Here is a 12,875-nt window from a genome sequence, read left to right on the forward strand (position 1 = left end):
ATGAAACTCTACAACCTTAAAGATCATAACGAGCAGGTCAGCTTCGCGCAGGCGGTGACTCAGGGACTGGGCAAAAACCAGGGGCTGTTTTTCCCGCATGACCTGCCGGAATTCCAGCTGACCGAGATTGATGACCTGCTGAAGCAGGATTTTGTCACCCGCAGCACCAAAATTCTGTCCGCGTTTATCGGCGATGAAATTCCGCAGGAGCTGCTGGAAGAGCGCGTGCGCGCGGCGTTCGCGTTCCCGGCGCCGGTTAAGCAGGTTGAGCCTGACGTGGGCTGTCTGGAGCTGTTCCACGGCCCGACGCTGGCGTTTAAAGACTTCGGCGGCCGCTTTATGGCGCAGATGCTGACGCACATCAGCGGTGACAAACCGGTGACCATCCTGACCGCGACCTCCGGGGATACCGGCGCGGCGGTAGCCCACGCATTTTACGGCCTGAAAAACGTCCGCGTGGTGATCCTCTATCCGAAAGGCAAAATCAGCCCGCTGCAGGAAAAGCTGTTCTGTACGCTCGGCGGCAACATTGAAACCGTGGCGATCGACGGCGATTTCGATGCCTGCCAGGCGCTGGTGAAGCAGGCCTTCGACGACGAAGAGCTGAAGGTCGCGTTGGGCCTGAACTCGGCGAACTCTATTAACATCAGCCGCCTGCTGGCGCAGATCTGCTACTACTTCGAAGCGGTGGCGCAGCTGCCGCAGGAAGCGCGCAACCAGCTGGTGATCTCCGTGCCGAGCGGTAACTTCGGTGACCTGACGGCGGGCCTGCTGGCAAAATCCCTGGGTCTGCCGGTGAAACGCTTTATCGCCGCGACCAACGCCAACGACACCGTGCCGCGCTTCCTGAAAGACGGGAAGTGGGCGCCGAACGCCACGCAGGCGACCCTCTCCAATGCGATGGATGTGTCTCAGCCGAACAACTGGCCGCGCGTGGAAGAGCTGTTCCGCCGTAAGATCTGGCGTCTGGGCGACCTGGGCTATGCCGCTGTGACGGATGAAACTACCAAAACCACCATGCGCGAGCTGAAGGCGGTGGGATATACCTCTGAACCGCACGCGGCGATTGCCTACCGCGCGCTGCGCGACCAGCTTAACCCGGGTGAATATGGCCTGTTCCTGGGCACCGCGCATCCGGCGAAGTTCAAAGAGAGCGTGGAGGCAATCCTGGGCGAAACGCTGCCGCTGCCGAAAGAGCTGGCCGAGCGTGCCGACCTGCCGCTGCTGTCCCATGAACTGCCGGCAGACTTTGCCGCGCTGCGTAAGCTGATGATGACGCGTGCATGATTGTGTTGCCCGGTGGCAGCTTTGCCTTACCGGGCCCACAACGACGTGCTAATCACAGGCCGGGTAAGCGTTAGCGCCACCCGGCTTTTTTGTGAAGAAATTAAGGAGGAAAATAGCAGGGAAAAAGCAGAAATCCCCAATAAATGCGGTCACTTAGCGATTAGGATTGCAGAGAATAACATCCCCCGTTTCCCTCGCGTAATCTCCTTACATCGGCCCACGTAGGGCAAAGATAATAAGGAGTCACCGATGACTACACTGAAACCTGTGCTGATTGCGCTTTCACTGATGCTGGTCGCTCCCATGGCGGTACAGGCATCCGAAATCACCCTCGTACCTGCGGTAAAACTGCAGATTGGCGACCGGGATAATAACGGGCACTACTGGGACGGTGGCCGCTGGCGCGACCACGACTGGTGGAAGGCGCATTATGACTGGCGCGATAACCACTGGCGTCCACATGATGAGCATCGCGAGCGTGACCACCATCATGACGACCGTCGCTATGACGATCATCGTCCGGGCCCGGACTGGAAACACCACTAATGCAAAACCCCGCCAGCCGGCGGGGTTTGTTTTTACTGCTCGTGGCGCTTAAACACCAGCTCGCCTTTCCCTGACGCTTCTTCGTCAAAGAAATAGCCTTCGCTGTTGAAGGCGGTTAGCTGCTCCGGCTTCGTCAGGCGGTTCTGGATAATGTAGCGGCTCATCAGACCGCGCGCTTTCTTGGCGTAGAAGCTGATCACTTTGAACTTACCGTTCTTCTCGTCGAGGAACACCGGTTTGATAATCTCCGCATCCAGCTTTTTCGGCTTCACCGACTTGTAGTATTCATCGGATGCCAGGTTAATCACCACGTTATCGCCCTGCGCGCGCAGCGCCGCATTCAGCTTATCGGTGATGATATCACCCCAGAAATGGTACAGGTCTTTGCCTTTGGCATTCTCCAGACGAATCCCCATCTCCAGACGATACGGCTGCATGAGGTCCAGCGGTCTCAGTACGCCGTACAGACCCGACAGCATGCGCAGATGCTGCTGGGCAAAATCGAAATCGGCTTCGCTAAAATCTTCCGCCTGCAGGCCAGTATAGACATCGCCTTTAAATGCCAGAATCGCCTGGCGAGCGTTAGCCGGGGTGAAATCCGGGTGCCATTCATGAAAGCGGGTCGCGTTAAGGTCTGCCAGCTTGTCGCTGATGCTCATCAGCGAGGCGATTTGCGGCGCAGAGAGCTTACGCGCTTCGCGGATCAGCTGTTGCGAGTAGTCCAGCAGTTCAGGCTGAGTATAGCGCTCTGTAGCGAGCGGGCTCTGGTAGTCGAGCGTCTTTGCAGGTGAAATCAGAATCAGCATATCCAGTCCTTGCAGGAAATTTAGAGCGACTTTAGCAAAAAATCGCCCTGAATTGATCGATAGCTGTTATTGCCGCGGCAAATCATCCCACGTGCCGGGGGCAAGCTGCGCCTTAATATCGGGATAACGGGCGGGATCAAATACCGGCGGAACGCCGAGTTTGCGCTGGCGCAGATAGTCTCTGGCAATCAGGGTAACCACGGGCGAGAGCAGCAGGATCGCCGTGAGGTTAGTGATCGCCATCAGCGCCATAATGATATCGGCAAGCTGCCAGACCAGCGGCATACTGAGCAGGGAGCCTGCGATCACCATCAGGATGACCCCCAGACGCAGGGTTCCGATTGCGGCGCGGGAGTCGAGCTTCAGGAATATAAGGTTATTTTCGGCGTAAAGGTAATTCACCACTATCGAGCTGAAGGCAAACAAAACCAGGATTAGCGAGACAAACCATGCACCCCAGCCGCCGGTCAGGTTCACCAGCGCCTGCTGGAGAAGCTGTATTCCGACGGTGCCCGACGCGTGCGGTACGGGGCCTGCCAGCAGCAAAATCATAGCGCTGGCGGAACAGATAATAATGGTATCTGTAAAGACGCCAATCATCTGCACAATGCCTTGCGCGGCCGGGTGCGGCGGCCAGGAAGAGGCGGCGGCTGCCGCGTTGGGGGTTGACCCCATACCGGCTTCATTGGAGAACATGCCCCGCTGAAAACCCGCCATCAGCGCCTGGCTGAAGGTATAGCCCAGCGCCCCGGAGGCCACTTCGCGCCAGCCAAAGGCGCTTTTGACGATGGTCGCAATCACGCCCGGCACCTGGTCGAGATGCAGGGCGGCAACGAACAGGCTCGCGGCAACCCAGAGCAGCGCCATAATGGGCACCAGCCACTGCATCAGACGGGCGATGCCCTTGAGACCGACCGAGATGGTAAGCAGAACGACGATGGCTAAAGCGAGACCCGCGAGCCACTCGGGGCAGGAGAAGGCATAGCGCAGGGCGTTGGCGACCGAGTTAGCCTGGACGGTATTAAAAATAAGGCCGTACGCGAGCAGTAAAAAAAGCGAGAACAGGACGCCCATCCAGCGCATCCCTAAGCCACGCGCCATGTACCAGGCAGGACCGCCGCGAAACTGGCCGTTTTTATCTTTCTCTTTATAAAGCTGGGCGAGCGAACTTTCGGCAAAGGAGGTGGCCATCCCGAGAAGCGCCGTCACCCACATCCAGAAGACTGCGCCTGGCCCACCGGCGCTGATGGCCAGCGCAACGCCCGCCAGATTGCCGCTGCCGAGGCGTGCCGCCAGGCTGGTACAGAGTGCCTGAAACGACGTTAATCCGCCTGGCTGAGGCGTGACGCTGTTTTTCAGACTTCTGCCAAACTTGCGAATATAACGAAACTGGATGAACCCACTGCGTAGCGTAAACCAAATACCTGCTCCCAGAAGCAGGTAAATCATTATCGAACCCCACAGGACTTCGTTAATAAAGAAAAAGAAATCAGGCATTAACGTCCCTCTTGTTGATGCCAAAGTGAATATGTAAGCGCTACCACTGATTGGGCATGCTGTTGCTTAGCAGCCTGTTAATATTCCGAGTTTACCATACTCTACCTAAGCGCACTGTCTGCGGTTGCGCTACCCCTCCGTCGTGTTATCATCAGGGCAGACCGGTTACATCCCCCTAACAAGTAAACCTGTCATTTTTCCGCTGCAGGCATGCTGTCGGTAGCGTGAATTATCCAGGGCACGTTAAAAGAGAAACACTATCATGACGGATAAATTGACCTCCCTTCGTCAGTTCACCACTGTCGTAGCTGACACCGGAGATATCGCGGCAATGAAGCTGTACCAGCCGCAGGATGCCACAACTAACCCTTCTCTGATCCTTAACGCCGCACAGATCCCTGAGTATCGCAAACTGATTGACGACGCAGTGACCTGGGCGAAAGCACAGAGCAACGACCGCGCGCAGCAGGTTGTGGATGCCACCGACAAACTGGCAGTGAACATCGGTCTGGAAATCCTGAAACTGGTTCCTGGCCGTATCTCTACCGAAGTGGATGCGCGTCTCTCCTACGACACCGAAGCGTCTATCGCCAAAGCGAAACGTCTGATCAAAATGTACAACGACGCGGGCATCAGCAACGACCGTATCCTGATCAAACTGGCTTCCACCTGGCAGGGTATCCGCGCGGCAGAGCAGCTGGAAAAAGACGGCATCAACTGTAACCTGACCCTGCTGTTCTCCTTCGCGCAGGCGCGTGCTTGTGCAGAAGCGGGCGTATACCTGATTTCTCCGTTCGTGGGCCGTATTCTGGACTGGTACAAAGCCAACACTGATAAGAAAGAGTACGCACCGGCTGAAGATCCAGGCGTGGTTTCTGTTACTGAAATCTACGAATACTACAAGCAGCACGGTTATGAGACTGTGGTTATGGGCGCAAGCTTCCGTAACGTCGGTGAAATCATCGAGCTGGCTGGCTGTGACCGCCTGACCATCGCTCCTGCACTGCTGAAAGAGCTGGCAGAAAGCGAAGGTACCATTGAGCGTAAACTGTCTTACACCGGTGAAGTGAAAGCACGTCCAGAGCGCATCACTGAATCCGAGTTCCTGTGGCAGCACAACCAGGATCCAATGGCGGTAGACAAGCTGGCGGACGGTATCCGTAAGTTTGCTGTTGACCAGGGCAAACTGGAAAAAATGATCGGCGACCTGCTGTAATCATTCTGCGTGACCGGGCTCCCGGTCACGCGACTTCTTTCGTCCCCTGTCTGAATCTCCTCTCTGCGTGTATCATTCCCTTTAATCAGTACTCTTTGAATGGAATGGATATGAATACCTTACGCATCGGCTTAGTGTCGATTTCTGACCGCGCCTCCAGCGGTGTTTACCAGGATAAAGGCATCCCCGCTCTGGAAGAATGGTTGAGCAGCGCGCTGACCACTCCCTTTGAGATTCAGACCCGCCTGATTCCTGACGAACAGCCGATCATCGAGCAGACGCTCTGCGAGCTGGTGGATGAGATGAGCTGCCACCTTGTTCTGACGACGGGCGGAACCGGCCCCGCCCGCCGTGACGTGACGCCGGACGCGACGCTGGCTATCGCCGATCGCGAAATGCCGGGCTTCGGTGAACAGATGCGCCAGATCGGTCTACACTTTGTTCCGACGGCCATTCTTTCCCGCCAGGTGGGGGTGATCCGCAAGCAGGCGTTGATTCTGAACCTGCCGGGTCAGCCGAAGTCGATCAAAGAGACCCTGGAAGGGCTTAAAGCGGAAGACGGCAGCGTCATCGTTCACGGTATCTTTGCAAGTGTACCGTATTGTATACAGCTTCTTGACGGCCCGTATGTCGAAACCGATGAGAAAGTGGTAGCAGCTTTTCGTCCTAAAAACGCGCGTCGCGAAACAATCTCCTGAAATTAATCAATGTGTGACATAAGCTGAAGCGGCGATAGCGTGGGCAAGGTTTTACGGTATAGTAACTTTTTCTTTACGATTGCTGTAAAAATAAATCCACAACACACGCATAATGGTTCGCTATGTCACATAACACCCGACCTCTGAATCGACAGGATTACAAAACCCTCACGCTTGCGGCCTTAGGCGGCGCGCTGGAGTTTTACGACTTCATTATCTTCGTCTTCTTCGCCGCCGTGGTGGGAGAGCTCTTCTTCCCGGCGGATATTCCGGAATGGCTGCGTCAGGTGCAAACCTTCGGCATTTTTGCCGCCGGGTATCTGGCGCGTCCGCTGGGCGGCATCATCATGGCCCACTTTGGCGATCTGGTCGGGCGTAAGAAGATGTTTACCCTTAGCATCCTGCTGATGGCCGTGCCGACGCTGGCCATTGGTCTGCTGCCCACCTATGCCTCGATGGGTATCCTTGCGCCGTTGCTGCTGTTGCTGATGCGCGTTCTTCAGGGCGCGGCGATTGGCGGTGAAGTGCCGGGCACGTGGGTGTTTGTCGCGGAACATGTTCCGGCGCGCCGCATTGGTATCGCCTGCGGAACCTTAACCGCGGGCTTAACGGTAGGGATTTTGCTCGGGTCCGTCGTCGCAACGATCGTTAATACCAGTATGACGCAGCAGGCCGTGCACGACTGGGGCTGGCGTATTCCATTCCTGCTGGGCGGAGCGTTTGGCCTGGTCGCGATGTACCTGCGTCGCTGGCTGCAGGAGACCCCGATTTTCCTCGAAATGCAGCAGCGCAAGGCGCTGGCGCAGGAGCTGCCGGTGAAGGCGGTCGTGGTACGCCATAAAAAAGCGGTAGTGGTGTCGATGCTGCTTACCTGGCTGCTCTCAGCGGGCATCGTGGTGGTGATATTGATGTCCCCGGTGTGGCTGCAAAAGCAGTATGGTTTCGCTCCTGCCGTGACGTTACAGGCGAACAGTATCGCGACAATCATGCTCTGCTTTGGCTGTCTTGCCGCCGGGCTGGCGGCGGATCGTTTCGGTGCCAGCGTTACCTTTGTTGTCGGGAGCCTGTTACTGGCCGCATCAAGCTGGGCGTTTTACCATCTGGCTGGCAGCCATCCTGAACAGCTGTTCCTGCTGTACGGCGTGGTAGGCCTGTGCGTGGGCGTTGTCGGGGCTGTACCGTACGTGATGGTGCGCGCGTTCCCGCCAGAGGTACGCTTCACCGGGATTTCTTTTTCCTACAACGTGTCGTATGCCATTTTCGGTGGGCTGACGCCGATTGCGGTGACGGTGTTGATGGGCGTGTCTCCCATGGCTCCGGCCTGGTACGTGCTGGCGCTGTCGGTGATGGGGCTGGGATTAGGGATTTGGCTGGGGCAGAAGCGGGGATGTCGTGCCCGCGAGGCGGACACGACAGAAGGATCAGTGTTTTTCACCAATCGGTAAAACGGTGCGGTCAAACTGCTCGTTCAGCACTTCACCCATTGCAAGGTAGATAGCGCTTGCGCCGCAAACCAGACCAATCCAGCCTGCAACATGAACGATGCCTTCGTTATCCACCAGGTGACCGATCGCCAGCAGGGCGAACAGGACGGTCAGGCTCAGGAAAACGAACTGCAGCATGCGGTTGCCCTTCAGTGTACCGAAGAACATAAACAGGGTGAAAACGCCCCACAGACCCAGGTAAACGCCCAGGAAGTGGGCGTTTGCCGCGTCTGCCATGCCCATTTTAGGCAGCAGCAGAATGGCAACCAGGGTCAGCCAGAAAGAACCGTAAGAGGTGAATGCGGTTAAGCCGAAGGTATTGCCTTTCTTATATTCCAGCAGGCCCGCGAAGATTTGTGCGATACCGCCGTAAAAAATGCCCATCGCCAGGATAATGCCATCCATCGGGAACATCCCGATATTGTGCAGGTTCAGCAGAATAGTGGTCATGCCAAAACCCATCAGGCCCAGCGGAGCCGGATTAGCCAACTTAGTGTTGCCCATAAGTCCTCAAAAGAATCATCATTAATATGGTGAAATGGTTAAACCCGCGTCAGTTCTCCCTGACTGGGCGCGGCATCATAATGGGCGCAATCAATGGCGTCTATGATCTCATCAGGGTGAAATTAAAATTTTTTTTATGCTTGCCCCTTGATGGATGCCGTCGCGACCCCATCTTGTAGTCAACCGCAGTGTGTGGACCTGAAAAAAATCAAATCTGGGCAGTTGAAAAAGCACGTTCTGCCCTTATTACAGGTACACAACCACATGTTGACTGAATTTTTAGTGGAGACGTTTAGATGGGTAAAATTATTGGTATCGACCTGGGTACTACCAACTCTTGTGTAGCGATTATGGATGGCACTACTGCACGCGTGCTGGAGAACGCCGAGGGCGATCGCACCACGCCTTCTATCATTGCTTATACCCAGGATGGTGAAACTCTGGTTGGTCAGCCGGCTAAACGTCAGGCAGTGACAAACCCGCAAAACACCCTGTTTGCGATTAAACGCCTGATCGGTCGCCGCTTCCAGGACGAAGAAGTTCAGCGTGACGTTTCCATCATGCCTTACAAAATCATCGCGGCAGATAACGGCGATGCATGGCTTGATGTGAAAGGCACCAAAACTGCACCACCGCAGATTTCTGCTGAAGTGCTGAAAAAAATGAAGAAAACCGCTGAAGATTACCTGGGTGAGCCGGTAACTGAAGCTGTTATCACCGTACCTGCCTACTTCAACGATGCTCAGCGTCAGGCAACCAAAGATGCTGGCCGTATCGCAGGTCTGGAAGTAAAACGTATCATCAACGAACCAACCGCGGCTGCACTGGCTTACGGTCTGGATAAAGAAGTCGGCAACCGTACTATCGCGGTTTACGACCTGGGTGGTGGTACCTTCGATATCTCTATTATCGAAATCGACGAAGTTGACGGCGAAAAAACCTTCGAAGTTCTGGCAACCAACGGTGATACCCACCTGGGTGGTGAAGACTTCGATACCCGTCTGATCAACTACCTCGTTGACGAGTTCAAGAAAGATCAGGGCATTGACCTGCGTAACGACCCGCTGGCTATGCAGCGCCTGAAAGAAGCCGCTGAGAAAGCGAAGATCGAGCTGTCTTCTGCTCAGCAGACCGACGTTAACCTGCCGTACATCACTGCAGACGCGACCGGTCCTAAACACATGAACATCAAAGTGACCCGTGCGAAACTGGAAAGCCTGGTAGAAGACCTGGTGAACCGTTCTATCGAGCCGCTGAAAGTTGCTCTGCAGGACGCTGGCCTGTCCGTGTCTGATATCAACGACGTTATCCTCGTTGGTGGCCAGACCCGTATGCCAATGGTGCAGAAGAAAGTGGCTGAATTCTTTGGTAAAGAGCCACGTAAAGACGTTAACCCGGACGAAGCAGTGGCTATCGGTGCTGCGGTTCAGGGTGGCGTACTGACCGGTGAAGTTAAAGACGTACTGCTGCTGGACGTTACCCCGCTGTCTCTGGGTATCGAAACCATGGGCGGTGTGATGACTGCGCTCATCAACAAAAACACCACCATCCCAACCAAGCACAGCCAGGTGTTCTCTACCGCTGAAGACAACCAGTCTGCGGTAACCATCCATGTGCTGCAGGGTGAGCGTAAGCGTGCGGCGGATAACAAATCTCTGGGTCAGTTCAACCTGGACGGTATTAACCCGGCACCGCGCGGCATGCCGCAGATCGAAGTCACCTTCGATATCGATGCTGACGGTATCCTGCACGTGTCTGCGAAAGACAAAAACAGCGGTAAAGAGCAGAAGATCACCATCAAGGCATCTTCTGGCCTGAACGAAGCTGAAATCGAAAAAATGGTTCGCGATGCCGAAGCTAACGCGGAATCCGACCGTAAGTTCGAAGAGCTGGTTCAGACCCGCAACCAGGGTGACCATCTGCTGCACAGTACCCGTAAGCAGGTTGAAGAAGCAGGCGATAAACTGCCAGCGGAAGACAAGACTGCTATCGAAGCTGCACTGAGTGCGCTGGAATCCTCACTGAAAGGTGAAGATAAAGCGGACATCGAAGCGAAGATGCAGGAACTGGCACAGGCTTCTCAGAAGCTGATGGAAATCGCTCAGCAGCAGCACGCTCAACAGCAGGCGGGCGCTGACGCTTCGGCGAACAACGCGAAAGACGACGACGTTGTCGACGCTGAGTTCGAAGAAGTTAAAGATAAAAAATAATCGCCCTGATGCAGGGTAATTAATCGGCACGGGCGTAGGAGAACTCTCCACGCCCGTGCTCGCATGTTAAGGGGCTTAAAAAAACCAATGGCAAAGCAAGACTATTACGAGATTTTAGGCGTTCCGAAAACTGCGGAAGAGCGTGAAATCAAAAAGGCGTATAAGCGCCTGGCCATGAAATTCCACCCGGACCGTAACCAGGGTGACAAAGAGGCTGAAGCCAAATTTAAAGAGATCAAAGAAGCCTACGAAGTCCTGACCGATGCACAAAAACGTGCGGCCTATGACCAGTACGGTCACGCAGCCTTTGAACAGGGCGGCATGGGCGGCGGTGGATTCGGCGGTGGCGGCTTTGGCGGCGGCGCTGACTTCAGCGATATCTTTGGCGATGTGTTCGGCGATATCTTTGGCGGCGGCCGCGGTCGTCAGCGCGCGGCGCGCGGCGCGGACCTGCGCTACAACATGGAGCTGACGCTGGAAGAGGCCGTTCGCGGCGTAACCAAAGAGATCCGTATTCCAACGCTGGAAGAGTGTGACGTTTGCCACGGCAGCGGTGCGAAAGCGGGTACGCAGCCACAAACCTGTCCAACCTGTCACGGTTCGGGTCAGGTACAGATGCGTCAGGGCTTCTTTGCGGTGCAGCAGGCCTGTCCGCACTGTCACGGTCGCGGTACGCTGATCAAAGATCCGTGCACCAAATGCCACGGCCACGGTCGCGTTGAGAAAACCAAGACCCTGTCCGTTAAGATCCCGGCCGGCGTGGATACGGGCGACCGCATCCGTCTGGCAGGTGAGGGCGAAGCAGGCGAGCACGGCGCACCGGCAGGCGATCTGTACGTCCAGGTGCAGGTGAAACAGCACGCTATCTTTGAGCGTGAAGGGAACAACCTGTACTGCGAAGTGCCGATCAACTTTGCGATGGCGGCACTGGGCGGTGAAATCGAAGTACCGACGCTGGATGGTCGCGTCAATCTGAAGATCCCGGGCGAGACCCAGACCGGTAAGCTGTTCCGCATGCGCGGGAAAGGCGTTAAATCCGTTCGTGGTGGTGCGCAGGGCGACCTGCTTTGCCGCGTCGTCGTGGAAACGCCGGTTGGCCTGAACGACAAGCAGAAACAGCTGCTGAAAGAGCTGCAGGAGAGCTTCGGTGGCCCGACGGGTGAGAAAAACAGCCCGCGCTCCAAAAGCTTCTTCGATGGCGTCAAAAAATTCTTCGATGATTTAACCCGCTAATCGATCAGCTGGTTTTCATCCGCAAAAGCCCGGAAGCGATTCCGGGCTTTTTCTTTTTGTAGGTATTGCTCGGTTAAACTGAATCTATACTCAATATTAATCTGTTTTTGCCGAGCTATTTGGCTTGGTATTATGGTTTTATCGAGGTATTGTTGTAAAAGAGAGAACTTAAATGAAATTACTACACCGTTTCTTTAGCAGTGAGGCGTCCGGTGGCGTGATCCTGATTATTGCCGCAGCGGCCGCGATGGTGCTGGCTAACCTTGGCATCACGCAGGATCTCTACCATGCATTTCTGGAAACGCCCGTTGAGCTGAAGGTCGGGGCGCTGGAAATTAACAAGAACATGCTGCTGTGGATCAACGATGCGCTAATGGCGGTGTTCTTCCTGCTGGTGGGGCTTGAGGTTAAGCGTGAGCTGGTACTGGGCTCGCTAGCCAGCCGTCAGCGCGCGGCGTTCCCGGTCATTGCCGCGCTCGGTGGGATGGTGGTGCCGGCGCTGCTCTTCCTGGCATTCACCTGGCAGGATCCGATTGCACGTCACGGCTGGGCGATCCCGGCTGCGACGGATATCGCCTTTGCGCTCGGTGTCTTAGCCTTACTCGGTAGCCGCGTGCCGGTAGCCCTGAAAATCTTCCTGATGGCGCTGGCGATCATCGATGACCTGGGCGCCATTGTGATTATCGCGCTGTTCTACACCAGCGATCTGTCGATCCTGTCCCTGAGCGTCGCTGCCGGGGCGATTGCGGTGCTGGCGCTGCTGAACATCTTCAATGTTCGCCGCATCGGTATCTATATCCTGGTGGGGATGGTGCTGTGGACGGCGGTGCTGAAATCGGGCGTGCACGCTACGCTGGCAGGTGTGATCGTCGGCTTCCTCGTGCCGCTCAAGCCGCAGGACGGCAAGTCGCCTGCCAAACAGCTGGAGCATGTGCTGCATCCGTGGGTCGCCTTTATGATCCTGCCGCTGTTTGCGTTTGCCAACGCGGGGGTTTCGCTGGGCGGCGTGACGCTGGACGGGCTGACGTCCGTACTGCCGCTGGGCATCATTGCCGGGCTGTTTATCGGTAAGCCGCTGGGCATTAGCCTCTTCTGCTGGCTGGCGACGAAGCTGAAGCTGGCGTCATTGCCGCACGGCACAACCTTTGGTCAAATTATGGCCGTCGGCGTGCTGTGTGGAATCGGGTTTACGATGTCGATCTTTATCTCGACCCTTGCGTTTGGCGCGCATGCGCCTGAGCTGATCGTCTGGGCGAAACTCGGCATTCTTATCGGGTCATTTCTGGCCGCGGTAATCGGTTATACCTTGCTGAAGGTTAAATTGTCCGGACAGGCCGTCCGGGCATAACGGAACACCGGGAGGAGGCGATCCTTCTCCCGATACACACTCAGGG

At 55.9% G+C, this 12,875-nt stretch carries 11 protein-coding genes; 8 read left to right on the plus strand and 3 right to left on the minus strand.

Features of this window, described 5'->3' with window-relative positions; all coding sequences use genetic code 11:
- Together thrC and USH94_RS09285 are read left to right on the plus strand one after the other, a co-directional pair.
- Positions 1-1,287 (plus strand): threonine synthase, encoded by a 1,287-nt coding sequence (thrC, locus tag USH94_RS09280; RefSeq protein WP_111964079.1) that lies wholly within the window; start codon positions 1-3, stop codon positions 1,285-1,287.
- Positions 1,288-1,536: 249 nt separating this feature from the next.
- A complete protein-coding gene (locus tag USH94_RS09285) occupies positions 1,537-1,833 on the plus strand; it encodes a DUF2502 domain-containing protein (RefSeq protein WP_111964077.1) in 297 nt (98 codons plus the stop codon).
- A 32-nt stretch (positions 1,834-1,865) separates the two neighbouring features.
- On the opposite strand, the gene yaaA is transcribed toward USH94_RS09285, so the two are convergent.
- Together yaaA and USH94_RS09295 are read right to left on the minus strand one after the other, a co-directional pair.
- Positions 1,866-2,639, minus strand: a complete 774-nt coding sequence (gene yaaA / locus USH94_RS09290) for a peroxide stress protein YaaA (protein ID WP_111964076.1) — start codon at positions 2,637-2,639, stop codon at positions 1,866-1,868.
- Between the two features lie 66 nt (positions 2,640-2,705).
- On the minus strand, positions 2,706-4,136 hold the full coding sequence (locus USH94_RS09295; protein WP_111964075.1) for an alanine/glycine:cation symporter family protein: 1,431 nt from the start codon (positions 4,134-4,136) through the stop codon (positions 2,706-2,708).
- A 262-nt stretch (positions 4,137-4,398) separates the two neighbouring features.
- On the opposite strand from USH94_RS09295, the gene tal reads away from it, so the two are divergent.
- The 3 genes from tal to USH94_RS09310 all read left to right on the plus strand — a co-directional run bounded on the left by tal (position 4,399) and on the right by USH94_RS09310 (position 7,495).
- On the plus strand, positions 4,399-5,352 hold the full coding sequence (tal, locus tag USH94_RS09300; protein ID WP_023310342.1) for a transaldolase: 954 nt from the start codon (positions 4,399-4,401) through the stop codon (positions 5,350-5,352).
- 110 nt (positions 5,353-5,462) lie between these two features.
- A complete protein-coding gene (mog, locus tag USH94_RS09305) occupies positions 5,463-6,050 on the plus strand; it encodes a molybdopterin adenylyltransferase (RefSeq protein WP_111964074.1) in 588 nt (195 codons plus the stop codon).
- 122 nt (positions 6,051-6,172) lie between these two features.
- On the plus strand, positions 6,173-7,495 hold the full coding sequence (locus USH94_RS09310; RefSeq protein WP_111964073.1) for an MFS transporter: 1,323 nt from the start codon (positions 6,173-6,175) through the stop codon (positions 7,493-7,495).
- Here USH94_RS09310 and satP read toward each other — a convergent pair.
- On the minus strand, positions 7,472-8,038 hold the full coding sequence (gene satP / locus USH94_RS09315; protein WP_008502042.1) for an acetate uptake transporter: 567 nt from the start codon (positions 8,036-8,038) through the stop codon (positions 7,472-7,474). The two genes, USH94_RS09310 and satP, sit on opposite strands and share 24 nt — an antisense overlap.
- 296 nt (positions 8,039-8,334) lie before the next feature.
- Between satP and dnaK the strand changes: the two genes are divergently transcribed.
- The 3 genes from dnaK (at position 8,335) to nhaA (ending at position 12,829) form a co-directional block, all read left to right on the plus strand.
- Positions 8,335-10,248 carry a molecular chaperone DnaK gene (gene dnaK / locus USH94_RS09320; RefSeq protein ID WP_008502041.1) on the plus strand — a complete coding sequence of 638 codons (1,914 nt, stop codon included), beginning with the start codon at positions 8,335-8,337 and terminating at the stop codon, positions 10,246-10,248.
- An 87-nt stretch (positions 10,249-10,335) separates the two neighbouring features.
- A complete protein-coding gene (dnaJ, locus tag USH94_RS09325) occupies positions 10,336-11,481 on the plus strand; it encodes a molecular chaperone DnaJ (protein WP_014830600.1) in 1,146 nt (381 codons plus the stop codon).
- 172 nt (positions 11,482-11,653) lie between these two features.
- Entirely contained in the window at positions 11,654-12,829 is a 1,176-nt protein-coding gene (gene nhaA / locus USH94_RS09330) for a Na+/H+ antiporter NhaA (protein WP_111964072.1), read from the plus strand.
- The last annotated feature ends 46 nt before the right edge of the window (positions 12,830-12,875 follow it).

This window comes from Enterobacter sp. 148H3 (assembly GCF_034107425.1).
Taxonomy (GTDB): domain Bacteria; phylum Pseudomonadota; class Gammaproteobacteria; order Enterobacterales; family Enterobacteriaceae; genus Enterobacter; species Enterobacter vonholyi.